Origin of the sequence: Rubrivirga sp. (assembly GCF_965213695.1) — a bacterium.
Classification (GTDB): Bacteria; Bacteroidota; Rhodothermia; order Rhodothermales; family Rubricoccaceae; genus Rubrivirga.
Genome location: NZ_OZ243912.1, coordinates 1,148,698 through 1,174,489 on the forward strand (window position 1 = coordinate 1,148,698; position 25,792 = coordinate 1,174,489).

Annotated in this window: 23 protein-coding genes; 14 read left to right on the plus strand and 9 right to left on the minus strand. The window is 73.1% G+C overall.

Going from position 1 to position 25,792, the window contains the following annotated elements; translation table 11 throughout:
* Positions 1–15 precede the first annotated feature (15 nt).
* The 8 genes from ACOOHE_RS05035 (at position 16) to ACOOHE_RS05070 (ending at position 7,604) form a co-directional block, all read left to right on the plus strand.
* A complete protein-coding gene (locus ACOOHE_RS05035; RefSeq protein ID WP_420456706.1) occupies positions 16–843 on the plus strand; it encodes a TPM domain-containing protein in 828 nt (275 codons plus the stop codon).
* A gap of 164 nt (positions 844–1,007) precedes the next feature.
* Positions 1,008–1,334 (plus strand): tetratricopeptide repeat protein, encoded by a 327-nt coding sequence (locus tag ACOOHE_RS05040; RefSeq protein WP_420456707.1) that lies wholly within the window; start codon positions 1,008–1,010, stop codon positions 1,332–1,334.
* Positions 1,335–1,343: 9 nt separating this feature from the next.
* The gene (locus tag ACOOHE_RS05045) at positions 1,344–2,393 is read left to right on the plus strand and encodes a LysM peptidoglycan-binding domain-containing protein (protein ID WP_420456708.1); all 1,050 of its coding nucleotides are present in this window, start codon (positions 1,344–1,346) and stop codon (positions 2,391–2,393) included.
* Positions 2,394–2,513: 120 nt separating this feature from the next.
* Complete coding sequence (locus tag ACOOHE_RS05050) at positions 2,514–3,077, plus strand: fasciclin domain-containing protein (RefSeq protein WP_420456709.1); 564 nt, start codon at positions 2,514–2,516, stop codon at positions 3,075–3,077.
* A 58-nt stretch (positions 3,078–3,135) separates the two neighbouring features.
* The gene (locus tag ACOOHE_RS05055) at positions 3,136–3,939 is read left to right on the plus strand and encodes a CPBP family intramembrane glutamic endopeptidase (protein WP_420456710.1); all 804 of its coding nucleotides are present in this window, start codon (positions 3,136–3,138) and stop codon (positions 3,937–3,939) included.
* A 201-nt stretch (positions 3,940–4,140) separates the two neighbouring features.
* Positions 4,141–5,361 (plus strand): trans-sulfuration enzyme family protein, encoded by a 1,221-nt coding sequence (locus ACOOHE_RS05060; protein WP_420456711.1) that lies wholly within the window; start codon positions 4,141–4,143, stop codon positions 5,359–5,361.
* A gap of 368 nt (positions 5,362–5,729) precedes the next feature.
* Complete coding sequence (locus tag ACOOHE_RS05065) at positions 5,730–6,569, plus strand: sigma-70 family RNA polymerase sigma factor (RefSeq protein WP_420456712.1); 840 nt, start codon at positions 5,730–5,732, stop codon at positions 6,567–6,569.
* A 117-nt stretch (positions 6,570–6,686) separates the two neighbouring features.
* Entirely contained in the window at positions 6,687–7,604 is a 918-nt protein-coding gene (locus tag ACOOHE_RS05070) for a hypothetical protein (RefSeq protein ID WP_420456713.1), read from the plus strand.
* A gap of 51 nt (positions 7,605–7,655) precedes the next feature.
* Here the strand turns inward: ACOOHE_RS05070 and ACOOHE_RS05075 are convergent, their stop codons facing one another.
* From ACOOHE_RS05075 to ACOOHE_RS05090, 4 genes are all read right to left on the minus strand, one after another.
* Complete coding sequence (locus tag ACOOHE_RS05075; protein WP_420456714.1) at positions 7,656–9,326, minus strand: hypothetical protein; 1,671 nt, start codon at positions 9,324–9,326, stop codon at positions 7,656–7,658.
* Positions 9,323–11,044 carry a hypothetical protein gene (locus tag ACOOHE_RS05080; protein WP_420456715.1) on the minus strand — a complete coding sequence of 574 codons (1,722 nt, stop codon included), beginning with the start codon at positions 11,042–11,044 and terminating at the stop codon, positions 9,323–9,325. Before ACOOHE_RS05080 ends, ACOOHE_RS05075 begins: the two co-directional genes overlap by 4 nt.
* A 1-nt stretch (position 11,045) precedes the next feature.
* Positions 11,046–13,319, minus strand: coding sequence for a TonB-dependent receptor (locus ACOOHE_RS05085; RefSeq protein WP_420456716.1), 2,274 nt, complete (start codon positions 13,317–13,319; stop codon positions 11,046–11,048).
* Between the two features lie 122 nt (positions 13,320–13,441).
* On the minus strand, positions 13,442–14,683 hold the full coding sequence (locus tag ACOOHE_RS05090) for a putative sugar nucleotidyl transferase (RefSeq protein WP_420456717.1): 1,242 nt from the start codon (positions 14,681–14,683) through the stop codon (positions 13,442–13,444).
* A gap of 136 nt (positions 14,684–14,819) precedes the next feature.
* Here ACOOHE_RS05090 and ACOOHE_RS05095 point away from each other — a divergent pair, with 136 nt between their 5' ends.
* Positions 14,820–15,848, plus strand: coding sequence for a metal-dependent hydrolase (locus ACOOHE_RS05095; protein ID WP_420456718.1), 1,029 nt, complete (start codon positions 14,820–14,822; stop codon positions 15,846–15,848).
* Between the two features lie 58 nt (positions 15,849–15,906).
* Positions 15,907–16,602: a fructose-6-phosphate aldolase gene (gene fsa, locus ACOOHE_RS05100; RefSeq protein WP_420456719.1), complete on the plus strand. Its 696-nt coding sequence runs from the start codon at positions 15,907–15,909 to the stop codon at positions 16,600–16,602.
* Positions 16,603–16,658: 56 nt separating this feature from the next.
* On the opposite strand, the gene ACOOHE_RS05105 is transcribed toward fsa, so the two are convergent.
* Complete coding sequence (locus ACOOHE_RS05105) at positions 16,659–17,873, minus strand: tetratricopeptide repeat protein (protein ID WP_420456720.1); 1,215 nt, start codon at positions 17,871–17,873, stop codon at positions 16,659–16,661.
* A complete protein-coding gene (locus ACOOHE_RS05110; protein WP_420456721.1) occupies positions 17,870–19,216 on the minus strand; it encodes an AAA family ATPase in 1,347 nt (448 codons plus the stop codon). The genes ACOOHE_RS05105 and ACOOHE_RS05110 overlap by 4 nt, the downstream gene beginning before the upstream one ends.
* A gap of 171 nt (positions 19,217–19,387) precedes the next feature.
* On the opposite strand from ACOOHE_RS05110, the gene ACOOHE_RS05115 reads away from it, so the two are divergent.
* The 4 genes from ACOOHE_RS05115 to ACOOHE_RS05130 all read left to right on the plus strand — a co-directional run bounded on the left by ACOOHE_RS05115 (position 19,388) and on the right by ACOOHE_RS05130 (position 22,760).
* Entirely contained in the window at positions 19,388–20,770 is a 1,383-nt protein-coding gene (locus ACOOHE_RS05115) for an MBL fold metallo-hydrolase (RefSeq protein WP_420456722.1), read from the plus strand.
* A 94-nt stretch (positions 20,771–20,864) separates the two neighbouring features.
* The gene (locus ACOOHE_RS05120) at positions 20,865–21,338 is read left to right on the plus strand and encodes a PaaI family thioesterase (protein WP_420456723.1); all 474 of its coding nucleotides are present in this window, start codon (positions 20,865–20,867) and stop codon (positions 21,336–21,338) included.
* A gap of 91 nt (positions 21,339–21,429) precedes the next feature.
* Positions 21,430–22,005: a thioredoxin family protein gene (locus ACOOHE_RS05125; RefSeq protein WP_420456724.1), complete on the plus strand. Its 576-nt coding sequence runs from the start codon at positions 21,430–21,432 to the stop codon at positions 22,003–22,005.
* A 224-nt stretch (positions 22,006–22,229) separates the two neighbouring features.
* Complete coding sequence (locus tag ACOOHE_RS05130; protein ID WP_420456725.1) at positions 22,230–22,760, plus strand: DsbA family protein; 531 nt, start codon at positions 22,230–22,232, stop codon at positions 22,758–22,760.
* 6 nt (positions 22,761–22,766) lie between these two features.
* Here the strand turns inward: ACOOHE_RS05130 and ACOOHE_RS05135 are convergent, their stop codons facing one another.
* The 3 genes from ACOOHE_RS05135 to ACOOHE_RS05145 form a co-directional block, all read right to left on the minus strand.
* Positions 22,767–23,099 carry a DUF5615 family PIN-like protein gene (locus ACOOHE_RS05135; RefSeq protein ID WP_420456726.1) on the minus strand — a complete coding sequence of 111 codons (333 nt, stop codon included), beginning with the start codon at positions 23,097–23,099 and terminating at the stop codon, positions 22,767–22,769.
* Positions 23,096–23,404, minus strand: coding sequence for a DUF433 domain-containing protein (locus ACOOHE_RS05140; protein WP_420456727.1), 309 nt, complete (start codon positions 23,402–23,404; stop codon positions 23,096–23,098). Before ACOOHE_RS05140 ends, ACOOHE_RS05135 begins: the two co-directional genes overlap by 4 nt.
* 88 nt (positions 23,405–23,492) lie before the next feature.
* Positions 23,493–25,781, minus strand: a complete 2,289-nt coding sequence (locus tag ACOOHE_RS05145) for a M36 family metallopeptidase (RefSeq protein ID WP_420456728.1) — start codon at positions 25,779–25,781, stop codon at positions 23,493–23,495.
* Positions 25,782–25,792 lie beyond the last annotated feature (11 nt).

A 25,792-nucleotide genomic window follows, 5' to 3' on the forward strand; every position in this document is an offset into this window, starting at 1 on the left:
CCCAGCCCTCGCCCCGTGCTCCGCCGCCTCGCCGTCGCGCTCCTGCTGATCGTTGCCAGCGGCGTCGGGGCCCAGGACGGGCGGCCGTACGAGTCCCGCTACGACATCCCAGCGCGGCCGAGCCCGCCCCGGCTCGTCAACGACTTCACCCAGACGCTGTCGGACGGCGAGCGCCAGGCGCTCGAGCGGAAGCTGGTCGCCTTCGCCGACTCGACGGGCTCCCAGGTCGCCGTCGTCCTGGTCCGCTCGACCGACGGCGTGGCCTCGGTCGACTACGCGACCGAGATCCTGCGCGAGTGGGGCGTCGGGCGGGCCGGGACCGACGACGGCGTCGTGCTCCTGGTGGCGACCGAGGACCGCGAGCTGTTCATCACGACGGGCTACGGCGCCGAGGGCGCGCTGACCGACGCGACGGCCGGCACCATCGTCCGCAACGTCATCGTCCCGCGGTTCCGCGAGGGCGCCTTCTACGCCGGGATCGACCAGGGGACCGACGCCATCGTGGCGGCGCTCTCGGGCCAGTTCGACGCGCCGACGGCCCGGGTCGGGGCCGGAGGAGGGGACGACGCCATCGGGTCGGTCCTGTGCTGCCTGTTCGTGCTGTTCGTGGTCCTGGTCGTGATCGCCTCGCGCCAGCAGTCGCCGCCGTCCTCGGGCTCGTCGGGCGGACGTCGTCGCCGTCGGCGGGGGCCGGGCATCATCGTGATCCCGGGCGGGGGATGGGGCGGCGGCGGCGGCGGGTTCGGCGGCTTCGGAGGTGGGGGTGGCGGGTTCGGCGGCGGCGGCTTCGGAGGGTTCGGCGGCGGCTTCGGCGGCGGCGGCGGCGCGGGCGGGAGCTGGTGAGGCTCGCTCCGCTCGCGGGAAAGGCTCGCTGGCGCTCGCGGAACTGGGAACGGGGAACTGGCAGAGGGGGGACGCGGGGTGCCCCGAGGGCGGGAATCGGCTCATCCTCCGCTCACGCCTCGCGCCTCACCGCCCACGCCTCACCGCCCCGGCTATCTTGACGCATGGACCGCCTCGCGACCCTCGAATCGTTCCTCCGCGACGACCCCGACGACCCGTTCACGCGGTTCGCCCTCGCCCAGGAGCACGCCAAGCGCGGCGACGCCGAGGTGGCGCTCGCGTACTACCAGGGGCTCGTGCGGGACCACCCCGGGTACGTGGGGACGTATTACCACCTCGGCGCGTTGTACCGGGCCCTGGGCCGCGACGACGACGCGCTCGCCACCTACCGCTCCGGCGTCGAAGTGGCGACCGCCGCCGGCGACGCCCACGCCCGCGCCGAGCTCCAGGGCGCCCTCCTCGAGGCCGACGGCCTCGGCTTCGACGACTAGACCGGCCCCATGCTCCGACGCCTCGCCCTCCTCGCCGCGCTCGTCCCCGCCGTGGCGCTCGCCCAGACGGCGACGACCTACGTCGTCCAGCCCGGCGACACGCTGTACCGGATCTCGCGCGCCCACGACCTCTCGGTCGACCGGCTCCGCGCGCTCAACGGGATCGAGGGCACCTACATCGAGGTCGGCCAGACGCTCCGGCTCACCGACCGCGTGCCGATGCCGGTCTCGGCGCCCCGGCCCGTCGAGACGCCGGAGGCGACCCCCCGGCCCACCCCCCCGGCTCCGCCCCGCGTCGAGGCGCCCACCGCGACGCCCGCACCGGTGCCGCCGCGCGGACCGGCGGCGTCGAGCGGCCCGACCCACGTGGTCGCGCCGGGCGAGACGCTGTTCCGGATCGCGCTCCGCTACGACACGTCGGTCGACGACCTCCGCCGGCTCAACGGGATCGACGGCGACCGAATCGAGGTCGGCCAGCGGCTCGTCGTCGGAGGCGGAGGGGGGACGGCGCCGGCCGCGACCGGCGCCCCGGTCCGCCTGGGGCCGCCCCGCGAGTGGTCCATCACCGAGACGACCGTCCCGGCCGACCTGGTCCACTTCGTCGAGCCCGGCGAGACGCTGTACTCGATCGCGGCGACGTTCGGGCTCGAGGTCGACGCGCTGGTCCGGCTCAACTCGCTCTCGACGGCCCCGCTCGAGCCCGGGACCCCGCTCCGGTTGCCCGTCGCCGTGAACCCGGCCCTGGCGGCGCGCGCCGAGCTGCCGGCGCCGGACGAGGAGGGGCTCGCGCTCGTCTACCCCGACGTCATGCGCGGCCGGCCGACCGAGAGCGGCGAGCCGTACGACCCGGCCGAGTTCACGCTCAGCCACCGCGACTTGCCGTTCGGCACGGTCGTCCTGGTGACGAACCCGGCGACCGGCCGGAGCACGTTCGCCCGCGTCACCGACCGGGGGCCCGTCAGCCGGACCTACCTCGTCGAACTGTCGGAGGCGGCGGCCGAGGCGCTGGCGCTCGACCCGAACGCGGCCCGGCGCGTCGAAGTCCGCCAGTTGCCCTGAGGGCGTGCTGAGAGCGCCAGACGGCCCGCCCTCGCCAGAGCCTCAGCGGTTCGACGGGCGGCCCTCAAGGAGGCGAGGGAGGGGGCGGCGACCTTGAGCGCTCCCCACCACACCCCTCCCATGCGCACTCTCGCTCTGGCGGCCCTCGCGGTCGCCCTCTCGCTCCCGGCCCAGGCCCAGGACCCGACCGAGGTCCCCGCGGAACAGCCGGTCGCCGGCCCGTCCATCGTCGACGTGCTCGAGGCCGACGGCCGGTTCGCGACCCTGCTCGGCGCCCTCGACACGGCCGGCCTCCGGGCCACGCTCGGCGAGCCCGGCCCGTACACCGTGTTCGCCCCGACCGACAGCGCGTTCGCGGCGCTCCCCGAAGGCGCCCTGGCGTCGCTCTCCCCGGAGGATCTCCAAGACGTCCTCCTCCGGCACGTCGTGCTGGGCGCCGCCCCGGCGGCCGAGGCCGTCGCCGCCGGGACCGTCTCCTCGGCCTGGGGCGACCAGTCGCTCTCGGTGGTCGCGGGGGACGACGGCGTCGTCCGCGTCGACGGGGTCGCCGTGATCGATCCGGACCTTGAAGCGTCCAACGGCGTCGTCCACGTGATCGACGGCGTGCTGCTGCCGCCGGCCGAGGGCGACGTCGACGACATGGGCGACGGCGACATGGACGACGACGACATGGACGGCATGTAGGCCCGGCCGCATCCCGGTCGGCGGGAGCGCGTAGGCCGGCGGGTCCACCCCCGCCCCCATGCCGTCTCCCGCCGACACGGTCGCCCGGCTCTCGGCCGAGGTCGACGTCCTCGCCAGCCCGCCCCCGCCCCGCCCAACGGGCTACCTCGACGCCACCCGGACGGCGACGTACGGCTTCTTGGCCGCGTTGCCGCTGTTCGTACTCTACGAGGTCGGCGTGCTGCTGGCCAACTCGGGCCCCGGCCAGATCCGCGTCGGCGCCGACGTGTGGCTGAAGACGCTGCTGGCGACGTTGGGCGGCGTCGGCTGGGCGGCCGTCGGCGTGGTCGTGCTGGCGGTCGGCGGGTGGGCCGTGTGGCGAGACCGGGAGCGCCGGCCGCCGCTCGTCCCCCGCTACTTCGGGCTGATCGTGGCCGAGTCGCTGGTCTACGCCGTCGTGCTGGCGTTCGTGGTCGGCGGGACGGTCGGCGCGCTCTTCGGCGGGTGGGTGTGGCCGGACCTGGCGCTGGCCCAGCTCCGCGAGCTCGGGCTGGGGCTCCAGCTCGCGCTCAGCATCGGGGCCGGGCTCTACGAGGAGCTGGTGTTCCGCGTGCTCTTGGTCGGCGGGCTGTTCTGGGCGATCCAGCGCGTGACGACGACGGACCGGCGGCGGGCGTACCTGATCGCGGCCGTCGTGGGTGCCGTCGTGTTCAGCGCGGTCCACCACCTCGGCCCGCTCGGCGACCCGTTCACGCTGTCGGTGTTCACGTTCCGGTTCCTGTTCGGGTTGGCGCTCAACGCCGTGTTCCTGCTGAGGGGCTTCGCGCTGGCAGCCTGGACGCACGCGCTCTACGACGTGCTCGTGGTGACGGGCGGGTTGTAGCTCGCTGGCGCTCGCGGGAATGGGGAAATGGGAACGGGGAAAGGGCAGAGGAGGCGGCGTGGGCGGTTCGTAGACAACTTGGAGCCTGGGAAGTAGCGCTGGCAAGCCGAGAGGCCCAGATTCCACTCGTCCACTCGTCCACTCGTCCACTCGTCCACTCGTCCACTCGTCCACTCGTCCACTCGTCCACTCGTCCACTCGATGCACCCCGACTCCCTCGCCGTCCACGCCGGCCGCGACGACCTGCGCGCGCTCGGCGTCCACGCCCCGCCGATCGACCTCTCGACGACGTACCCGTTCGAGTCGCTCGACGCCGCCGTCGGGAGCCTGGACGCCATGATGGAGGGGGGCGGGCCGACCGAGGCCGGCGGCGCCATCTACTCCCGGCTCCACAGCCCGACCGTCGCCCGGTTCGAGGCCGGGCTGGCGGCGCTCGAAGGGGCCGAGGCGTCCGTCGCGTTCGCCTCCGGCATGGCCGCGCTCACGGCCCTCGTCTTGGCCGCCGCGAGCGAGGGCCGGCGCCACGTCGTCGGCGTCCGCCCGATCTACGGCACCACGGACCGGCTCCTGTCGTCGGGCCTGCTCGGGACGACGGTGACCTGGACCGACCAAGCCGGCGTCGCCGGCGCCGTCCGGGACGACACGGGCCTGGTGATGATCGAGACGCCCGTCAACCCGACGCTCGACCTGGTCGACGTGGCGGCCGTCGCCCGAGCGGCTGGCGACGTGCCCGTCGCCGTCGACGCGACGTTCGGGACGCCCGTGCTCCAGCAGCCCCTCGCGCTCGGGGCCGCGTTGGTGATGCACAGCGCGACCAAGTTCATCGGAGGCCACGGCGACGTGCTGGCCGGCGTCGTGGCCGGCTCGGAGGCGTGGGCGGGCCGTCTCCGGCAGGTCCGCATCCTGACCGGGGCGAACCTCCACCCGCAGGCGGCCTACCTGCTCCACCGGGGCCTGGCGACGCTGCCGTTGCGGGTCCGCCGGTCCCAGGCGACGGCGACGGCGCTCGCGGCTCGGCTCCTCGACCACCCGGGCGTCGGGGCGGTGTACCACCCGAGCGTGGCCGGGCGCGACCCTCGCGGCTTGGTCGGCACCCAGATGCGCGGGCCGGGGCCGATGCTGGCGTTCGAGGTGCTCGGGCCGGACGGGGCGCCCGACGGGCCCGGCGCGTTCGCCGCGGCCGACGGGTTTCTGCGCGCGCTCCGGTTGGCGACGCCGGCCGTCAGCCTGGGCTCGACGGACACGCTGGCCCAGCACCCCGCCGGCCTCACCCAGCGCGTCTCGACAGGCGAGGCCCGGTCGAAGGGCGGCATCACGGCCGGGCTCGTCCGCGTGTCCGTCGGCCTGGAGCACGCCGACGACCTGTGGGTCGACCTCCGCCAGGCCATCGACGCGGGGCGGGACGGAGGGCCGGTTCGGTAGAGAGTGGGGGAGGAATGACGCCCGGGGCGCCCTGCTTATCCCTCCGTCCCGCGTCACGAATCCGTTCCCGTTGCGGGCGCTGAGACTCCGTGAACCGGGGGCGGCTCGGAGACTGGGAGGTGGGGGAGTCCGTTCATTCGCCCTGAGACCCCCGTCCCGCGACGGCCGACGCCCCCCGGATCGGAACGTTGAGGGGCCACGAAAACCGGACTGTTAAGGAACTCCGGCCCGGAGCGCCGATAGGACGGGGGTTGATCCTAGGACGGCCCGGGGCGTTCCCCTAGTCTCCTCGCTCATGCCTCGCGCCCCGGAGGGCGGCAGGCGACGGAGGGCCCGTCATTTTTGTCTCGCTAACCCACCAACCGCCGATGTACGTCCCCCGCAGTCAGCGGATGCTGGACCAGTATCTCCAGGAGATCGGGCAGGTCCCGCTCCTGACGCCCGACCAGGAGGTCGAGCTGGCCCAGCGCATCAAGCAAGGCGACCAGCTCGCCCTCCACCAGCTCGTCCGCGCGAACCTCCGGTTCGTGGTCTCGGTGGCCAAGAAGTACCAGGGCCAGGGGCTCTCGCTCGCCGACCTCATCTCGGAGGGGAACTACGGGCTGGTGAAGGCGGCCCAGCGGTTCGACGAGACGCGCGGGTTCAAGTTCATCTCGTACGCCGTGTGGTGGGTCCGCCAGTCGATCCTCAAGGCGCTGTCGGACCAGGTCCGCACGGTCCGGCTCCCGCTCAACCGCGTCGGCACGCTGTCGAAGATGCGGAAGGCGTCGGCGCGGCTGGCCCAGCAGCTCGGCCGCCAGCCCACGCCCGACGAGATCGCCCAGGAGCTCGACCTCAAGGAGGAGAAGGTGGTCGAGGGGCTCCAGCACTCGCGCCACAGCTTGTCGATGGACGCGCCCTTCGACGACGACGACGGGAACAGCTTGCTCGACGTCCTGGCCGACGACAACTTCGAGCAGCCCGACGAGGACCTGACCAACGAGAGCCTCAACATCGACATCGAGCGGGCGCTCGCGACGCTCCACCCGCGCGAGGCCGAGATCACGCGGCTGTACTTCGGGATCGGGCACGAGCAGCCGCTCACGCTCGTCGAGGTCGGCCAGCGGTTCGGGCTCACGCGCGAGCGGGTCCGCCAGATCAAGGAGAAGGCGCTCCGCAAGCTCCGCCAGAAGCACCGCCGCGAGGAGCTCGTCGCCCACCTCAACTAGGCGGCGCCCTCGACAGACCCCGGAGGCCCCGCCGAGACGTCTCGGCGGGGCCTCCGCCCGTCCGGCCGGACCCGGCGCGCCGGCCGTGGCGTCAGAGTCTGGGATCCCACCACCCCCATGTCCCCGCGCGACGCCCGGTTCGGCCCTCCGGAGCCGCCCCAGCAACGGGCGGAGCCGCCCGGACGCACCGTCCCGGTGTGGCTCCACGCGGTCGGCGCGCTCCTGTGGGGCCCGCTCGGCATCGTCGCCGCGCTGGTGCTCGCCGTCGGGGCCGCCGCGCTGCTCGCCAGGCCCTCGGACCGCGCCGTGTACAGCCGCGCGGTCGAGCCGGCGGTCCCCGCCGTGAGGCCCCCCGCGCCTGCCGACGGGGCCGCGGCGAGCTTGTGGGTCGCGTCGGAGCCGTCGGGCGCCGTCGTCGAAGTCCGCGGCGACTCGGTCGGGGTCACGCCGACCTGGGTGCGGGGGATCCGGCCCGGCGCTGCGTCCGTGGCCGTCCGCCTGGGCGGCCTGGTCCTCGACTCCGTCGTGGTGCTCCGGCCCGCCGGTGACCGGGACCTCGCCTTCCGGTTCGACCCGGGCTTGGTGGCCGCGGCGGACCGGGCCGCCCGCCGTTCTGCGGCCTCGGAGGCCCCCGAGCTGAGCCCAGATCGGACGGACGTCGAAGCCGACGAGGCGTCTCCGCCTCCGCCGTCGCCCCCCGCGTCGCGTCCGGTCGCCGCCCGCCCCGACCCGAGGCGTCCGCCGGAGACGTCGCCCCGCAGCACGCCGCGCCCCGACTCGCCAGCCCGGCCCGCCGAACGCCGCGGGACGGTCGAGATCGCGGTCCCCGCGGGGAGCGCGATCATGATCAACGGCCGCGTGGTGATGCGCAACTCGGGCGCGCGCTACCGGACGTCGTTGCCGGTCGGGTCGCACCAGGTCCGCGTGGTGTACCCGTCGACCGACGACGAGGAGACGGACATCTACGTGGGCGGCGGCGTTACGACGATGGTCACGTTCGGGCCGGACCCGGGCGCGGCTGGGACGTGGGAGTAGGACGGCGGGAGCGAAGGCGGTCGGTCCTCGGGTCGAGGCCGGCCGCTTCCGTTACAAGCCGAACCGGGCAGTGGCGTTGGGCGCGCCGCGCGTCGGGAGGAGCCCCTCGCTCCAAGCGCCGTTCGGGCCGTCGGGGAGGTAGCCCAGCGAGCGGCCTGGCGTCTGGGGGCCGTAGGTCCGGGCGTCGACCACGCGGAGGGCGGTGGGGCCGTCCAGGTCCGCCCCGACGGAGAACGACGCCAGGAGGTAGACCGTGCCCCCCGTCTGCTCCAGCGCGAGCGACCCGCCCTCGTCGGCCACCAGGAACGTGCCCGCGCCCCTCGCGGGGACCCCGTTGAAGGCGATCTCGCGAGGGTCCGACGACAGTCGCGCGGCGAGGAACGACTCGGCCGTCGGGAGCACCTCGACGAACCCGGTGCCGCCGGTCGAGATCTCGTTGATGACGGCCGGGACGACCGCGGGCCGGTTGGGACCGCCAGGCGTCGGCGCGAGCGGGCCGCGGAAGATGTCGGGCCCGCCCTGGGGGAGCGCGTACGACAGGCCGTCGGGGTACGACCCCCAGGCCTGGCTCTCTTCCTCGACGAAGGTCCGCGAGATGAGCGCGCCGAGCGGGTTGAACAGTGAGACCGAGACCTCGGCGGTGGCCGCGAACGGCCCGTTGACGACCAGGAACCCCCGTCCCTCGACGACGCTCGGGCTCGGCAAGACGACGCCTTCTCCGGGGGGCCCCATCGAGACGGTGTAGTCGACCAGGTCGACCGCCTCGAGCGACGGGTTGTAGAGCTCGACGAACCCCGGCCCGACCTCGTTGACGACCAAGAGCCCGGCGCGGTCGCTGCCGATCATGAACCCGGCCCGGGACTGGGCCCCCGGCGAGGGGACCCACCGGACCGGCGCCTCGTACCCGGCCCCGACGAAGCCGAACCCGCCGTCGACGTTCGAGAACGTCCCCGGCTCGGCGATGGCCTCCTCGTCGAGCCCGCCCCGCGGGATGGCCCACTCGTCGTTCGCGACGAACGCGGCGAACTCGGCCTCGACCAGCTTCAGCCCCGAGCCGAACAGGTTGATCGACTGGAGGTACGCCTGGGTCGCCTGGACGAACGGGACGGCCACGGTCCAGTCCGCCCCTTCTTGGCGGATGTCGAACGTCCGGATCGGGATCTCGATCGTGGTCGTGTCGTCCGGCGCCGCCGGCAGGCCGACCACGTCGAGCCGCAACGTCCCCCCGATCACGCGGGGGACGTCGCGGACCGTCACCGGGTAGGTCGCGAACCCGCCGACGTTGAACGGCTCCCCGATCTCGGACCGGACCAGCGGTGGGACCTCGACCTCGACGCTCGCCACGCGGCCGTCGCCGGCGGTGACGGTGAGGGCGACCCGGGAGCGCGGCGTCGGCGTGTAGTCGGCGACGAAGACGTGGCCGACGGTCCCGTTCCGGTACGTCACGACGGAGTCCCGCCACGCCACGGTCTGACCCGTCCCGAGCTCCTCCGACGTCACCGTCGCGTTGATCGTCCGGGACGTGTCGGCCCCGATCGTGGCCCCGATGGGGACGACGCGGATGGCCTGGTGGTCGGCGGCGGGGTCGAGGTAGCCGTAGAGTGAGAACACCTGGTCGGTCCCGACCGTCGGGTCGACGACGTCGGAGCAGCCGGCGGCCGAGGCGAGGCCGGCCACAACGAGGACCGAGAGCAGGAGGTGGCGCATCGGGGAGGGCGTCATCGAGAGGGCTCGCGGGAAGCGAAGCGAGGCGGGGGGGCGTTGGGGGCTCCGCGTGTGGGCGCGAGGTCCAGGCGCCAGCCGGCGTCCGGGACGAGCGGGTCGACTTGGCCATCCGGGACGTAGCCGGCGGAGCGGCCCGGCGTCTGGGGGCCGTAGGCCCGGGCGTCGACCACGCGCTCGATCAACGTCTGGCCGATGTCGTCGACCGGGTAGAACTGCGCGACCAGGTAGAGCGTGCCGCCGGCTTGGTCGAGCGCGAAACCGTCGGCCTCGTCGGCCACCCAGAAGTCGCCGTCGACGGGGGCCGCGCCGGCACCTCCGAAAAGGCCACGGGGCGTCGTGGCCACGCTCGCGGTCGCCAGCAAGTTGCTGGTCCGGAGGACTTCGACGAACCCGGCGCCCGACGTCGAGACCTCGTTGATCACGGCGGGGATGGTGAGCGGACGGTTCGGGCGCCCCCGGGTCGACCGGAGCGGGCCGCGGAACAGGTCGTGCCCGTCCTCCCCCCGAACGAAGGACCGGACCGGGAACGACAAGCCGTCGGGGTACGAGCCCCACGACGCGCCCTGGGGCTCGTCGGCGAGGTCCTGGTCGATGTACATCCGCGAGACCTCCCGACCCGACGGACTGCTAAACGTGACGTTGCCAGCGGGAACGACGGCGAACGGGCCGTCGACGACCAGGAAGCCCTCGCCCTCGATCGTGGTCGGGTTCGGAATCCGAGTGCCTTCCTCGGGCGCCCCCATCGAGACGACGTAGCCGCCGACGTTGACGGGCTCCAGCGTCGGGTTGTACAGCTCAACGTAGCCGTCGCTCACCTCGTTGATCACGACCAGCCCGGCGGGGTCGCTGTTGATGGAGAAGCCAGCCCGGGACTGGGTGCCTGGCGAGGGGACCCACCGGACCGGCGCCTCGTACCCGGCCCCGACGAAGCCGAACCCGCCGGCCACGTTCGAGAACGTCCCCGGCTCGGCGATGGCCTCCTCGTCGAGCCCGCCCGGTGGGACGGCCCACTCGGTGGTGGTCACGAACGGCGCGAACTCGGCCTCGACCAGCCCGAGCCCGGTGTTGAACTGGCCGCGGGACTGGAGGAAGTCCCGGGTGGCTTCGAGGAACGGGACCGTCGTCGTCCACTCGTCGCCGTCGTTCGTGATGGCGAGGGCGCCGGCCTCGACGGGCACCACGAGCGTGCTCGTGTCGGCCGGGGCCGTCGGCAGGCCCGTCACGTAGAGCCGGAGCGTCCCGCCGATCACGCGGGGGGCGCGGACCGTCACCGGGTACGCCGTCAGCCCTCCCTCGAACGTCGGCTGTCCAACGGACGATTGGGCCAGCGGCGGAATCTCGACGGACACCGTCGTCGTCCGGCCCTCGCCGGTCGTCTCCCGGACCTCGATCTCGACGGTCTCGCCCGGCGTCGGCGTGTAGTCGGCGACGAAGACGTGGCCGACCGACCCGTCGCGGAAGTCGACCACCGAGTCCCGCCAGGTCACCGTGCGCCCGGTCTGGAGCGAGGTCGACGTCACGGCCGCCGCGAGCGTCCGGGCCGTGTCGGCGTCGAGGGCGCCGATAATGGGGGCGACGCGGATGGCCTGGCGGTCGGCGGTCGGGTCGAGGTAGCCGTAGAGCGAGAACGCCTGGGACGTCCCCAGCGTCGGGTCGACGGCGTCGGAGCACGCCCCGAGCGCGAGAGCGACCAGCAGGAGGGCGGAGGTCCTCATCCTAATCGTTGACGGCGATCTTGAGGCCGAACGACGGGATCAGCGGGAGCTGGTCGACGCGGCGCAGCGTGAACGTGTCGTAGTAGAACACATTCGCCCGGTCGTAGGCGTTGATGAGCGCGACCTGGGCCGTCAGGTCGAGGTCCGGCGAGAGCGCGAACGTCCGGTCGGCCGAGAGGTCGAGCCGGTGGAAGGTGGGGAGCCGGCCGTTGTAGGGCCGCTCGTAGATCACGCGCTGGAGGCCGGCCGCCGTGAACACGTCGGGCGGCCGGTTCGGCGAGATGAACCGGTCGAACCCGAGCGCCCGGGTGAACGGCAACCCCGAGCCGAACTGGAACCGGGCCGCCAGGTCGACGCCCAGCACGGTCGTGCTGACGAGGGCGTTGAGCTGGTGCCGCCGGTCGTGGGGCGGGTTGAAGCGGAGCGTCTCCGTGCCGTACCACAGCTCGAGGTTCGGGCCCTGCGCGTCGTACGTCACCTCGGACAGGCCGTAGCTGAGGTAGGCGTAGCTGTCGCGCAAGCGGACCTCGACGCGCGTGTCGAGCCCGTAGACCTCGCCGGTCGCCGGCTGGGTCCCCGTCGAGAACCGCGGGAACGCGGTCCACTCGGCCACCTGGAGGTTCTGGAGGTACTTGTAGTACCCCTCGGCGACGAGCTCGAGCCAGGGCGTCGGCGTCACGCGGTAGCCCGCGATCCCGTGCCACGCCGACGGCACCTCGGCCTCGCGCGCGCGCGTCCACGCCGTGAACACGTTGGCCACGTCGCGCCGGTCGTTGACGCCGATCACCTCCTGGTGGTACAGCCCGCCGGCCGCCGAGAGCTCGTGGACCCCGCCGTTCCACACGGCGCGGGCCCGGGGCTCGAGGTAGGTCCGCCCGTCGTTGGGGTAGCTCTGGATGCGCAAGCCGCCCTGGAGCGACAGGCCGCCCAGTCGGATCTCGGGCTCGATGTAGGCCCCGGCCTCGGTGAAGAACTCCCGCCGGTTGTCGCCACCGACCAAGCGGAGGTCGCTCGTCAGCCGGTTCGTCCGGACGAACACGCCCGTCTTGAGGTCGACCGCCCGGAGGTAGAACGTCAGGTTCGTCTCGGCGTTGAGCCGGCCGATCGACGAGGCCCGCAGCGGCACGTCGCGCAGCGTGTCGCGGCCCTGGTCGCTGTCGAGGCTCGACACGTTGACCAGGATCTCGGCCCGGAGCGCCGACACGTTGGGGAGGTAGAGGAAGCGGAGCCCGGCCGCCGTGTTCCGGTAGCTCACCTCCTCCGGGACCGTCCCCCCGACGTCCTCGCCGATCGTGCCCCGGTCGTAGGTGTGGATGGCCTGGACCGAGAGCTGGGCGTTCGGCGTGAGCACCCCGTGGATCTTGCCGAACACGTCGCCGAAGTCGAACGGGAGCTCCTGGTCGACGAGCCGGGCCGCGCCCTCCTCGACCACGCTCACGCGGCCCGAGGCCACGAACGAGGCGGCGCCCGGGACGAGGGGCCCCTCGACGCGCGCCGCGCTCACGAACGGGGCCACCGACGCCGCCGCCGCCAGCCGCTGCTTGTTGCCGTTCCGCGTCTGGATGTCGAGGACCGACGAGACCTGGCCGCCGTAGCGGGCCGGGTAGCCGCCGGCGTAGAGGTCGGCCCCGGCCAGGATGTCCGACGGGAACGCCGAGTAGAACCCGAGCACGTGGAACGGCTGGTACAGCGCCATCCCGTCCAAGAGCACCAGGTTCTGGCTCGGCTCGCCGCCGCGGACGAAGAGCTGGCCGCCGCGGTCGCCCGTCGTCACGACGCCGGGCGACGTCGTGAGGTAGCTCGCGAGGTCGCCCGAGACGTCGGGCGCCGGGACGATGTCGATGTCCCTGGGGTCGATGGCCTGGACCCCGGCCGTCACGCGCGCGCCGCCCGTCGACCGCTCGCTCTCGACGACGACCTCGAGCCCGCCCGTCTCGACGACGAGCGCGACGTCGAACGACCGGAGCGGCCCGGCCTCGATCGTCAGCGTGTCCACCAAGGTCTCGTAGCCGACGTAGCTCACGCGGACGGCCACCCGGCCGACGTCGAGCCGGGGGATCACGTAGAGCCCGTCGACGTCGGCGGCGGCCCCGCGCGGGTCGCCGGCCGGGGCCCCGTCGCGGCCGACGGGCTGGGCCAGGACGGTCGCGCCGATGAGCGGCTGCCCGTCGTCGGCGCCGGTCACGAACCCGCGGAGGCCGCCGGTCTGGGCCCAGGCTGGGCCGGCGGCCAGGGCGACGAGGAGCAGGGCCGAGACGCGGCACGAACGGACCATCAGCGTGGAGGGCAGCGTGGAGGGGCGGGGGCGGCGCCGAAGCTACCCGAATCCGCCACGGGCGGAGAGGCGAGACCGCATGCCCCGGCGGTCCCGCTTCCCGAGGTGGGACGGCCCGGCCGCTACTCCGCGTCCAGCCCGGCGGCCTCGGCGATCTCGGTCAGCCGCACCCGCTCGGCATCGGACAGCGTCCGCTCGCGCCGGGCCATGACGGCTTGGGCCACGCGGAACGCCTTCTCGGCCCGGTACGGCGCGAGCCCCTCGGCCCCGCCCCAGGCGAAGCTCGGCACCCAGCGCGGCGGGAACCCCGCCCCGAACAGGTTGCAGAACACGCCGACGACGGTCCCCGTGTTGAACATGGTGTGGATCGAGCACTTCGAGTGGTCGCCCATCACGAGCCCCAGGAACTGCCGGCCGGTCGGGACGAACGCGCCGGCCTGGGCGTCCCACATCGTGACCTCGCCGTAGTCGTTCTTGAGGTTCGACGTGTCGGTGCCGGCGCCGAGGTTGCACCAGCGGCCGAGGGCGCTGTTGCCGAGGTAGCCGTCGTGGCCCTTCGACGACAGGCTGTGGACGACGCTCCCGTGGACCTCGCCGCCCACCTTCGACCGGTACCCGAGGGCGCTCTCGTCGACGCGCGCCGCCGCCTTCACGACGGCCTTCGGCCCGAGCGACACCGGCCCCACCACGACCGCGTTCTCGCCGACCTCGGCGCCGGGCCCGATCCAGACCGGCCCGCCGTCGGCCCGCACGACGGCGCCGGCGCGGATCACGGCGCCCCCGGCGAGGTGGACGCGGCCGGGCTCGATCACGGTGACTCCGTCCTCGATCGTCCCGACCTGCGTCCCGAGCCCGCCGAGCGCTTCGGCGTCGTGGGTGATCCGGGCGCCGAGGTCGGCGACCACGTCCCACAGGTGCGCGATCAGCGCCTCGCCCTCGACCCGCTCCTCTGACGCGCCCTCGGCCTGCGCCAGCGTCACGGCGTCGCGGCTCACGAAGCCGGCCGGCGGGCTCGGGTGCCACAGCGCCAGCAGCACGTCGTCCTGCACGAAGGCCCGCGCCTCGCCGGACCGGCCGGCCGCCCGGACCGCCTCGACGACGTCCCCCGGCCGCACGAGCCACCGCCCGTTGACGAACAGCGTCCCCTCGTCGGGCGCTAGGCGGATGTCGGCCTCGGGGTGCTCCTCGGCCGTCATCCCCGCCAGCGCGGCCCGCGTGTGGAGGATCAGCCGGCCCGGCGGAAACGTGGCGACGGCCGCCTCGAGCAGCGTCCGCGCGCCGACGCGGAGGTCGTACGCGGCGCGCGTCAGCGTGAGCGGGGCGAGGGACCCGACGCGGTCGTCCTCGAACAGACAGAGGGTCATGGGGGGAGGGAGGGGGAGCGGAGGGATGGAGGGAGGCGGAGAAAAGATCCGTGCAACCCGGACCGCCCGTCGCCGGTGCGGAAGGCGTGGGGCTGCCTCCTCCCGATCCCTCGTCCCCGACTCCTGATCCCCCCGAATGGACTCCCTCACCCAGGCCGTGCTCGGAGCCGCCGTCGGCGAGGCCGTCGCCGGGCCCCGGATCGGGCGCCGGGCGGCGCTGTGGGGCGCCGTCGCCGGGACGTTGCCCGACCTCGACGTCCTGGCGTACCCGCTCCTCGACCCGGCGAGCCAGCTGGTCGTCCACCGGGGGACGACGCACGGGCTCGCGTTCGGGCTCGTCGTCGGCGCGGCGCTCGGGTGGGCCGGCTGGCGGCTGGCGCGGTGGCGGGCCCGGGCGACGGGGCGCGAGCCGGGGACGCCGGGCCTGTGGATCGCGCTGTGGACGCTCGCGTTGGTGACGCACCCGCTGCTCGACGTGTTCACGGTCTACGGGACGCAGCTGCTGGCGCCGTTCTCGCGCCACCCGTTCGCCGTCGGGAGCGTGTTCATCATCGACCCCCTCGTGACGGTCCCGCTGGCGGTGGGATTGGGCGTCGCGTTGTGGGCCGGAGCCTGCGGGTTGGCGCGGCGGGCGGCGCTCGTCGGGCTGATGGCGGCCGTCGCGTACCTGGGGCTCGGCGTGGCCCTCCAACAACAGGCGCGGGCGACCGTCGACGCGGCGCTCGCCGGGCGGGGGGTCTCGGCCGAGCGGGTGCTCGTGGCCGCCGGGCCCCTCTCGTCGCTGATCTGGCGCGGCGCAGCGCTCGCCGACGGGCGGTTCCACCCGTTCTCGCTCCACGTCTTGGACCAGCCGGGCGACGTCCGGTTTGAGGCGCCGCTGCCCGTCGCCGACCTCGCGCCCGACCTCGCGGCGAGCCGGACCGGCGAGACGCTGCTCTGGTTCTCGCGCGGCTGGCTCGCCCGCGACGCCGCCGACGGGCTCGTGGTGGCCGACGTCCGGTTCGGGCGGTTGGGGCTGGACGAGGCCGACCCGTTCGTCTTCCGCTGGCGGATCGACCCCGAGCCGCCGTTCCCGTTTTCCCAGCTCCCTTCGGACGCCGCCCTCGACGACGGCGAGGGGGGACGGCTCTGGGCCCGCGTCTTTCGCACCGCCGACGGTCGGTGACGGAGCGGACCCGTCCGCGCGCCGGGTCGTACCACGGGCTCTCCCTCCCCGCACCGCCATGAAGTTCTTTATCGACACCGCCGTCCTTGACGAGATCCAGGAGGCCGCCGACATGGGCGTCCTCGACGGCGTCACCACCAACCCCTCGCTGATGAAGAAGGTGGGGGTCAGAGACTTCCACGGCCACATCGCCCAGATCTGCGAGATCGTCGACGGGCCCGTCTCGGCCGAGGTCACGGCGACCGACTACGACGGGATCCTGGCCGAGGGCCGCGAGGTGGCCCAGATCGCCGACAACGTGGTCGTCAAGGTCCCGCTCATCCTGGACGGCATCAAGGCCATCAAGACGTTCTCCCAGGAGGGGATCGACACGAACTGCACCCTGTGCTTCTCGCCGACCCAGGCGCTGGTGGCCGCCAAGGCCGGGGCCACCTACATCAGCCCGTTCATCGGCCGGCTCGACGACATCTCGTCGGACGGGATGTCGCTGATCCGCCAGATCGTCGAGATCTACGCGATCTACGGCTACGAGACCGAGGTGCTCGCGGCGTCGATCCGCCACCCGATGCACGTGGTCGAGAGCGCGATGGCCGGCGCCGACGTGGGCACGATGCCGCTCGACGTGATCAAGAAGCTCATCAAGCACCCGCTGACCGACAACGGCCTGGCCAAATTCCTCTCGGACTGGAAGGAGCTCCAGGGCGAGGGCCCCGACGAGACGCCGGCGAACGGGCAGGTCCACCGCGAGGCATGAAGGTCTCGCCCGCACCGCCGCCGCTGGGTCCGGCGGCGGGCGGGTGACCGCCGCGCTCAGTGCTTGAGCGCGTTCAGGACCAGGACGGACAGGACCAGACCCACGACGTAGCACCCCCCGAACGCTGTCGCGGCCCCTTCGCCGGCCGCGGTGGCCACGACGAAGGCGACGCCCACGACGGCGAGGACCGCTGTAGCGACCAGGAGCCGGGTCGGCCGACGCCCGAACTCGGCGCCAGCCTGAGCCGTCGCCGAGACCGGAATCGACATCGAGGCCAGCACGCCGCCCGCGAGGGCCACCGCCGTATCGTCCGCTCCGAGGCCCAGCGCGCCGACGACGAGCCCGCTCCACAGGCACCCGGCGACGGCCACTGCCCCGATCGTCTCGCCGCGCGTGAGGACCGCCCGGCCGAACGGGTCCATGAGCAAAACGATGTTGTACAGCGGCCTCCCGATCCACCCAATGAGCAGCAGGCCGAAGTAGAGCCCGAACACCGGCGCGTACACCATGGCCAAGACGAACCCGCCCAGGAAGAGCGTCCAGCGCCGGAGCGGAGGCATCCGCCCCTTCCAGAGGTCGAAGCGGAGGAGCCACCGGTATACGACGTTCCGGGCCTTCATGGCTTCGAGGATGCCGGACCGCGCCCGCTCGAAGCCGGGCTTCAGCCGGAGGGACTCGCGGAACGCGACCATCGCCTCGCGCTCTCGGCCGAGATGGAGCAGGGCCCACCCCCGGTCGGCGTGGAACCAGGGGTTGTCCGGTTCGAGCGCGAGCGCGTCTTCGACCAGGGCCGCCGCCTCTCGGTGGCGACCCTGACGGCCAAGGATCGTAGCGCGAAGGTTTGTCGCGGACGCGGACTCCGGGTCGAGCGCGAGCGCTCGGTCGGTCTCTTCGAGCGCCTGCCGGAGGTCGTGCCGCACGTACCAAGCCGTCGCCAGTTTGACGCGGACGACAGCGTTCTCGGGGTCGAGCCGGACGGCCTCGATGGCCGCGTCGGTGCCCTCGACACGGCGGCCGAGGTCGAGGAGGGCGGTGGCTCGGGCGTAGTGTCCCCCGGAGACTTCGGGGCCGAGGGCGACGGCCGCGTCGGCCTCTTCGAGACCTTCGCCGAGGCGGCCCAGATTGGAAAGTGTGAGCGACAGCAGCCAGTGGAGCTCAGGGTCCTCAGGGTCGAGGGCGAGAGCCCGCCGGAGCTCGGGTTCGGCAAGGTCGAACCGGGCGCTCCGGAACAGGTGGAGCGCTCGTCTCCGGGCGGTGTCGGCGGGCGTCACCGGCCGAGGTAGGCGAGGACGTCGTCGTAGAGCCCGCCCTCGTTGGCGTAGAGCGCGTGGTTGCGGGCCGTCGCGAACCAGTCGGCCGTCGTCGGCTTGCGGCGCTTGGCGGCGGCGAGGAGGTCGCGCGTCGCGAGGGGGCCCGGCGTGCCGGTCCGGAGCGCTTGGTCGAGCTTGCCGTCGACGGCGAGCTCGACGACGGCCCGGAGGTCGGCCCCGGAGAACCGGTCGGTCGCCCGGGCCACGGCGTCGAGGTCGGGGCGCGCCGTCGGCTTGTCGCGGAGCAGGAGGGCCAGGATCTCGGCCCGGGCGTCGCGGTCGGGCGGCGGCACGAACACGACCTCGTCGAACCGACCGGGCCGGCGGAACGCGCCGTCGAGGTGCCACGGCGCGTTCGTCGCCGCCAGCACCAAGACGCCCTCGTTGTTGGTGTCGACCCCGTCCATCTCGGACAGGAACTGGTTGATCACGTGGCGCCCGCCGGACTGGCGGAGGTCCGAGCGCCGGGCGCCGAGCGCATCGACCTCGTCGAAGAACAGGACGCACGGGGCCTGGGCGCGGGCGGCCTCGAACAGCCCGTGCAGCCGCTTCTCGGACTCGCCGATCCACATGTCGAGCACGTCGTGGAGCCCGACCGGCAGGAACGCCGCGTCGACCTCGCCGGCCGTGGCGCGGGCCAGGTGCGTCTTGCCGCACCCGGGCGGCCCGTAGAGCAGGAGCCCGCCGCCGGTCCGCTTGCCGTAGGCGGCGTACAGCTCGGGCCGTTGGAGCGGGTAGACCAGCTTGCGGCGGATCTCCTCCTTGAGCGCCTCCATCCCGCCGACGTCGGCGAACGTGACGGCCGGTCGCTCCGGGTCGGGCGCGCGGGGCGTCTCCGGCAGGGCGACCGGAGCGCGCGTCCGGCTGCCGACGGTGAACGCCGGGCCGTCCGCCTCGGTCGTCTCCGGGGCCAGGCCGAGCGCGTCGGCGAGGTCGGGGTCGTCGAGCGACGCGTCCTCGCCGACGGCCTGTCGGTACAGGTGCTCGGCCCCGCCGAGGTCGCCCTCGGCGAGGAGCGCGCGGGCCCAAACCCGGAGCGCGCGGGCGGGCCGGTCCGGCTGCTCGGCCAGGGCCTCGAGCGTGACGGCGGCCTCGGCCGTCTTGCCCTGGGCCAGGAAGGTCTCCGCCAGCCCGAGCACGAGGGCGGCGTCGCCCGGCGCGAGCGCGAGGGCGTGGCGGTACTCCGTCTCGGCCTCCGGCGCCCGGCCGGCCTGGCGGAGCTGGTCCGCGAGGTGGGACCGGAGGGGGACGTTGTCGGGGGAGACGCGGAGCGCCTGGCGCAGGGCGTCGAACGGGTCGGTCATGGGCGCGGGCGGGGCGGACCGGAATATGGCATCGCCGCGAACGCTCCGCAGGCCGGCCGTGGTCTCGGGACGAGACCGGCGGCCCCGCGCGGGCGTCCGGGCCGTTTCCACCGAAAGCGCAGAGTCGGGCCCGGAGGGGAGCGGTAGCCTGCGGAGAATCCCACACCGTTCATGCGCTACCTCTCCCTCGGCGAGACCGACGACATCGCCGCCTCGTGCCACCACCTCACGGTCGGGGGCACCGGCCTCATCCTGGACGCCGGGATGGACCCGGACCAGGACGGCTACGCCGCGCTCCCCCCGTTCGAGCTCCTGAAAGACCGGCCCGTCGACCACATCGTGGTCACGCACGCCCACCACGACCACCTGGGCGCGCTGCCGGTCCTCTCGCGCGAGGTGCCGCACGCCCAGATCCACATGTCGCGGCCGACGGCGATGCTGGCCGAGATGCTGCTCCCGTCGTCGGCGCGGCTGCAGAAGCGGCGGGTCCGCGAGGGCTCGACGATGGCGGCGCCCGTGTTCGACGTCGAGACGGCCGAGGCGCTGAGCTACGTCTACGACACGCACCTGCTGGACGCCCCGTTCGACCTGGCCGGGCTCAAGGCCGAGGGCCCGCTCGCGGGCACGTTCTACCACGCCAGCCACGTGCTCGGCGCGGTCGGGCTGATGGTCGAGGGCTACGAGAACGGCCGGCGCCGCCGGCTCTTCTACACGTCCGACACGAGCCTGCAACCGCAGACGATCTTGCCCGAGGCCGACTACCCCGACGGGCCCGTCGACGTGCTCTTGCTGGAGGCCACGCTCGGCGCCGACCCCGAGGCCGAGACGACGTCGCGGAAGGCCGAGGAGAAGCGGCTCGGCCGGGCGATGGCCGACGTGCTCGAGGGCGGCGGCGTCGTGCTCCTGCCCGTGTTCGCGCTGGGCCGGAGCCAGGACATGCTGGCGCTCATCGACCGGTTCAAGCGGCGCGGGCTCATCGACGAGGACGTCCCCGTCTACACGGCCGGCTCGATGCGCGGCGTGGCCGAGGTCTACGACAAGACGCGCGAGTCGACGCCCCGGCTCGACCCCGACTTCGAGGTCTACGGCGTCGACCAGGAGCGGTACCCGCGCTCGCAGAAGCGGAAGAGCGAGGCGCTGGCGAAGCCCGGCATCTTCGTGCTCACCTCCGGCATGTTGTTCGAGCGGACGCCGTCGTTCGACCTCGCCCGTCAGATCGTCTCCGACGAGCGCCACGGCATCTTCTTCGTCGGCTACTCCAAGGAGGGCTCGCCCGGCGAGGCGTTGCAGGCCGCCGCCGCGAGTGGCGACAAGATGACGTTCGACCCGGACGAGGGGCCGGTCCCGGTCCGTGCCCGCGTCGAGCGGTTCCGGTTCTCGGGCCACAGCCACCGCCGCGACCTGATCGAGGTCGTCGACCGGGTCAAGCCGCGGACCGTCGTGCTGGTCCACGGCGAGACGGCGGCCAAGGTCTGGATGAAGGACAACATCGAGTTTTTCCACCCCGACGTCCGCGTGGTCATCCCGGAGCAGGGCCAGGAGATCGAGCTGTAGGGGTCGAGCAGGTTCAGCGAGTGGGGCAGGTCCAGCGGGTGGATGCCCGACGGACTTGAGACACCCGCCTGACCCGTGCGACCCACCGAACCCGATGGACCTTTCCCCTGACCCCGGCTGGACGCCGCTCACCCCGTTCTGGGAGTCGATGGGCACGCGGTCGTTCGTGTCGTCCGACGACGGCGACCGGATCCGCGTCCGCTACTACGCCGACGCCGAGGGGCGGACGTGGGCGCGGGCCTGGTTCGGGCCCGGCGCCGAGGGGCCGCCCGGCCACGTCCACGGCGGCGCGCTCGCGGCGCTCCTGGACGAGGCGATGGGGATGGCCGCGCTGGCGACCGGCCGGATCGTCGTGGCCGCGCGGATCGAGGTCGACTTCCGCGCGCTCGTCCCGCTCGGCGAGGTCGTGACGGTCGAGCTGGCGGTGGAGGAGGCCGAGGGCGCCAAGGTGCCTGTGCGGGCCACGCTCTGCCGAGACGGCGAGGGCGTCTCGTGCCAGGCGACCGGCCTGTTCGTCGACGTCGGCGCCGAGCGGATGGGGCGCGCCGCCGAGCGCGCCGGCCGCTGAGTCTTCGCAGGGGGCGGGGGAGACCCGGCCGGCCGGACCGCGTACGGACTCCGCGCGTGCCGACGTCCGCTCCCCCCGATCCTCCTTGTTTATGACGACCCACTTCGACCCCGCCACCCGAGGCACCGACCGCCTGTCCGACTGGGACGCCGCCGCCCCGTTCGAGCCGTGGCTCGCGTCGGCCGAGGACCTGGTCGAGCTCTGGACCTCGGCCTACGCCCGGGCCCGCGTCGACCCCGCGCTCGTCGCCCGCGCCGAGGCGGTCCCCGGCGAGTGGCGGCTCCTGGTGCTCACCGAGGACTGGTGCCTCGACGCGACGGCGACGGTCCCCGCGCTCGTCCGCTTCGCCGAGGCCGCCGGCAACGTCGACCTCCGCCTGCTCGACCGCGACGACCACCTCGACCTGATGGACGAGCACCTCACGGACGGCCGGGCCCGGTCGATCCCCATCGCCATCCTGCTCGACGGGACCGGCGCCGAGCGCGGCTGGTGGGGGCCCCGCCCGGCCGACCTCCAGGCGTGGTTCACCGGCGACGGCCAGACCTTGGAGAAGGAGGACCGGTACCGAGAGCTCCGCAAGTGGTACGCCCGCGACCGCGGCGCCTCGACCGTGCGGGAGGTCGTCGAGCTCATCGAGCGCGCTGGCGGCGGCCACCACGTGGCGTAGTCGTCGCGCGGGTCCCGCAGGTTCGGCAGGCCTCGCAAGTTGGCCGGGAGCTGCTCTGAAGCGGAACCCGCCTCACCTGTCATACCCAATCCGGGAGGAGTGTGGGGGTATGGGAGGAGGGAGTGTCCCCTCCCACACCCCCTCCTCCCACACTCGGCCCCACGCCGAACCGGCATCGAGCAGCCGGACTTGGTATCAAACCCGCTCCACCCGCCGAACCCTTCATGCCCCTCGACCCGCCCCTCTCCGCTGCCGACCACGTGGCCGGGCCCGACGACGCGCTCGTCACCCTCGTCCAGTACGGCGACTTCGAGTGCCCGTACTCGAAGGACGTCCACGACCTCGTCGCCGACATCCGCGAGCACCACCCGTTGGGCGTCCGGTTCGCGTTCCGGCACTTCCCGCTGCGGCCGCACCCGAACGCGCTGGCGGCGGCGCTGGCGGCCGAGGAGGCGGCGCGCCAGGGCGGCTTCTGGCTTTTACACGGCCGGATGTACGCGCACCAGATGGCTCTGCGACCGTCGCAGCTGGCGGAGCACGCCGACGCGGTCGGGCTCGACGGGGCCGCCGTCCGGGCGGCCGTCGAGGGCGGCGACGGGGCCGACGCGATCCTGGCGCAGAAACGGGCCGGCGTCCGGGCCGGCGTCCGCTCGACGCTCGGCTTGTGGATCGACGGCGAGTGGGTCGAGGAGGACGACCTCGAGCAGGCCGTGATCGACCGCGTCATCCGCCCCCTCCAGGCCGACGGGCGGTAAGGGGCGTCAGAGGAACTCGACGTGGCCGACCATGTCGTCCGCGTCGAGGACGGCGTGGATCAGGACGAGCCCGTCGAGGATCCGGCGAGGTGGCGTCTGTTGCGCGACGTCTGCGATCCCAGCGTGCGCGTGGCCTTCAGCGTGGAGGCGGAGAAAATCCGCGTCTTGCGTGACGAGGACCCGGGACGTTTCCATCGCACGTGCGATGTGGGCCACGTCGCCGCCGCCCAGGCGCCCAGCCTCGGCCACCGTCTCGACGTCGATCCCGCGCTGGCGGAGGGCCCGGCGGACGAGCCGGCCAACGTGCTCGTCGAGACAGAACCGAACGGGCCCGCTCACGCGGCGTCGCTCGACCGCCGGAGGGCGGCCGAGATCCGTGACGGGACCGACTCGCGGAGGGACGCTGCCGACGCCGCGTCCTCTGCGGTCTGGGTGTCGACGGCCTCCCGATGGTCGAAGTAGTAGGCCAGCGCCGCGTGGATGTTGGCGAGCGAGAGGTCGTAGGCGTCCGAGATCTCGTCGGCCGTCATCCGGACCCGCTCGTGCCACACGGCCACGTCGGCCACGGTGATGCGCCGGCCGGCGATCCGGGGGCGCCCGCCCGCGATGCCCGGCGTCGACTCGATGTGGGGGTAGTCGGCCATGCGGGAAGCTACGCCTCGTGACGGATCCACCAAAAAAGCGCCCGGCCTCGCGGGGAGACCGGGCGCTCGCGGACCGGAGGGCTTCCGGCTACCGCGCGACCGACAGCCGGGCCGTGGCCGTGGCCGGCCCCGACGTGAGCCGGACGACGTAGACGCCCGACGGGAGCGAGCCGACGGCGAGCGTGGCCGTGTGGGCCCCGGCGTCTCGCCACCCGCTCACGGGCCGGGCCACCTCGCGGCCCAGCGCGTCGTAGACGACGAGCGTGGTCTCGGCCCCTTCCGCCAGCGAGAACGCCACCGTGGCCGACTCGGCCGACGGGTTCGGGCGGGGCGGGTCGAGTGCGAACACGGACGTCGTCACGCCGGGCGTCGGGCCGGGCGCCACCGGCGGAACGCTCGAGTATGTGACCAACTTGGTCGCAGTGGCCGTGCCAGTCCCGCGCGTGACGATGCATCGGAGCTCGCGGTCGAGGTTCCCCATCTGGATCGTGTACGTCGTCGTGGTCGGGCCGGCGGTCCAGGCCGTGGCCGGGGGCGTGCGCTCCGACCACTGCCGGGTCGTGGGGGAGCCGGAGCCGCCGGAGGTCGAGCACGTGTAGGTCCCGTACTCTTTGAACCCGAGGATGCTCGGGCCCGTGATCGACGCCGTGAGCGGGGCGACGCAGGCCGTGCCAATGCCGCGCGCGGCGAAGGCGGCCTGGATCGCGCACCCGTAGCTGGAGAACCCGAGCACGCTCGCGGCGGTGACCGTGGCGTTCCGGGCGTCGAGGAACGTAGGCGCGCTGCCGAGATACTTCAACGACTCCAGGACAACGGCGTCGGCGTTGCTGGCGATCACGCCTGAACTCATGCGGAAGGCCCAGAGCGCGCCGGAGAGGATCATTCCGCCGTCGTGAGGACTAAGTCCGCCACTGCCGTCGAAGTCTCCGGCAGGGAAAATATTGAACTGAGCATAGTTTGCGTTGTTTACGAGATCTCGCGTGTACTTCGTTCCCCCAGGTTGGTCAATGTATTCGCCGAACACCGTCGAGGCAGCACCGGTCACGGAGCGGCGGTACGCGATGCCGAAATAGTCGGAGTAGCCCTCGTCCATCGCATCGGCCTCGGCGGGGTAGGTCAGAGCGTTGTACGTCTCACTCACGACGTGCATATACTCGTGGACGATCACCGCTGCCTCCTTCGTTGGATTGTTGAGCCCCGAAGCGCCACTCTGGAAGTAGATCTCACCGAGAGAGGAATAGGCGAAGGCGTATCCCGTGTAGTACTGCGTCGTCGCCTTGATCTTCGCAACCTGATTCACCGGCAGACCGGCGGGCGACAGGAAGGCCCCCTCGAACATGTCGCCGTGGTGGTACACCATGACCTCGTCGAAACGCGCGTCGGTCGGGGCGTAGTTGAACACGGCGTTCGAGGACGTCACGTCGGCGGCGTTGTAGCGGTCCACCCAGAGGTGCTCCCCATCGAGCCGGCGCGGAGAGAGGTTCTGAAGGCGGAAGAGTGGTTTCGAGACCGGGCTGCCGTGGAGCGGGTTCGAGGCGTAGACGTTGCCGCTCCCGGAAACCGGGTTGAGAACGCTGCTCGTCGCCTCTCCCGACAGGTCAGCGAACGGGGCGAACCTAGAATCTCGACCGTCGCTCTCGGAGGAGACGGTCTCCAGTCCGTGATCGCTCACGTCTTCGAGGAGACTCGTCTTCCAGAGCACGCGGCCGGAGTGCGCGTCGATCAGGTACGTCCACGCGCTCAGGGGCTCTCGTGTCTCCAGGTCGAAACTGTGCACGAGGTGGTAGACGAGCTTCCCGTCTGTTTCGTCCGCCCAGATCGCCAGTTCGGGCTCCCGAACGACCTTCGCCTCCGGAGCTCCCATGTCGGACCGAGCGGTGGACAGCGCAGCGGAGGCGCTGAGCGCTGGAGCGATATCGACCTCGACGTCCGGGTAGGCGTCGCCGCTCACGAAGTGGATCGCTCCGCTCCGGTCGATGGCGACGAGGTAGCCGCTGTAGAGGAGGGGGACGCCCCGGTAGCGCTGGCGGAAGAGGACTTGCGTACTGGTTCCAGAGCTTCGGGTCGAGAGGTGCTCGAGGTCGTCCGATGCGTCGGAGAAGCCGAACACGGCCTTATGGGCATCGAGGAACGTGCGGGCGGCCGACTCCGGCGGCCCTGTGAAGCCCGGGAACTGGCCGCCAACGAGGGCGGAGACCGTCGTTGTGAGCGGGTCGACCTGGATCTCCAGGCCGTCTGCGAGGGCGTTCTCTTGCTCGGCTCGGAACATCTCGATGGCCACGCTACGGGCCTGGGCGTCGAGCTTCTGTGCGGCGGCCGACGGGGTGAGGGCTGCGGAAACTCCGCAGAGGGCGAGGAGTGTGAGGAGACGTCTCATGGTGCATCTCG

Bases quoted from the DNA above. Each gene is read 5' to 3' on its own strand.
- ACOOHE_RS05040 (WP_420456707.1), top strand. From the start codon at position 1,008: ATGGACCGCCTCGCGACCCTCGAATCGTTCCTCCGCGACGACCCCGAC.
- ACOOHE_RS05045 (WP_420456708.1), top strand. From the start codon at position 1,344: ATGCTCCGACGCCTCGCCCTCCTCGCCGCGCTCGTCCCCGCCGTGGCG.
- ACOOHE_RS05050 (WP_420456709.1), top strand. From the start codon at position 2,514: ATGCGCACTCTCGCTCTGGCGGCCCTCGCGGTCGCCCTCTCGCTCCCG.
- ACOOHE_RS05055 (WP_420456710.1), top strand. From the start codon at position 3,136: ATGCCGTCTCCCGCCGACACGGTCGCCCGGCTCTCGGCCGAGGTCGAC.
- ACOOHE_RS05060 (WP_420456711.1), top strand. From the start codon at position 4,141: ATGCACCCCGACTCCCTCGCCGTCCACGCCGGCCGCGACGACCTGCGC.
- ACOOHE_RS05065 (WP_420456712.1), top strand. From the start codon at position 5,730: ATGTACGTCCCCCGCAGTCAGCGGATGCTGGACCAGTATCTCCAGGAG.
- ACOOHE_RS05070 (WP_420456713.1), top strand. From the start codon at position 6,687: ATGTCCCCGCGCGACGCCCGGTTCGGCCCTCCGGAGCCGCCCCAGCAA.
- ACOOHE_RS05075 (WP_420456714.1), bottom strand. From the start codon at position 9,326: ATGACGCCCTCCCCGATGCGCCACCTCCTGCTCTCGGTCCTCGTTGTG.
- ACOOHE_RS05080 (WP_420456715.1), bottom strand. From the start codon at position 11,044: ATGAGGACCTCCGCCCTCCTGCTGGTCGCTCTCGCGCTCGGGGCGTGC.
- ACOOHE_RS05085 (WP_420456716.1), bottom strand. From the start codon at position 13,319: ATGGTCCGTTCGTGCCGCGTCTCGGCCCTGCTCCTCGTCGCCCTGGCC.
- ACOOHE_RS05090 (WP_420456717.1), bottom strand. From the start codon at position 14,683: ATGACCCTCTGTCTGTTCGAGGACGACCGCGTCGGGTCCCTCGCCCCG.
- ACOOHE_RS05095 (WP_420456718.1), top strand. From the start codon at position 14,820: ATGGACTCCCTCACCCAGGCCGTGCTCGGAGCCGCCGTCGGCGAGGCC.
- fsa (WP_420456719.1), top strand. From the start codon at position 15,907: ATGAAGTTCTTTATCGACACCGCCGTCCTTGACGAGATCCAGGAGGCC.
- ACOOHE_RS05110 (WP_420456721.1), bottom strand. From the start codon at position 19,216: ATGACCGACCCGTTCGACGCCCTGCGCCAGGCGCTCCGCGTCTCCCCC.
- ACOOHE_RS05115 (WP_420456722.1), top strand. From the start codon at position 19,388: ATGCGCTACCTCTCCCTCGGCGAGACCGACGACATCGCCGCCTCGTGC.
- ACOOHE_RS05120 (WP_420456723.1), top strand. From the start codon at position 20,865: ATGGACCTTTCCCCTGACCCCGGCTGGACGCCGCTCACCCCGTTCTGG.
- ACOOHE_RS05125 (WP_420456724.1), top strand. From the start codon at position 21,430: ATGACGACCCACTTCGACCCCGCCACCCGAGGCACCGACCGCCTGTCC.
- ACOOHE_RS05130 (WP_420456725.1), top strand. From the start codon at position 22,230: ATGCCCCTCGACCCGCCCCTCTCCGCTGCCGACCACGTGGCCGGGCCC.
- ACOOHE_RS05140 (WP_420456727.1), bottom strand. From the start codon at position 23,404: ATGGCCGACTACCCCCACATCGAGTCGACGCCGGGCATCGCGGGCGGG.
- ACOOHE_RS05145 (WP_420456728.1), bottom strand. From the start codon at position 25,781: ATGAGACGTCTCCTCACACTCCTCGCCCTCTGCGGAGTTTCCGCAGCC.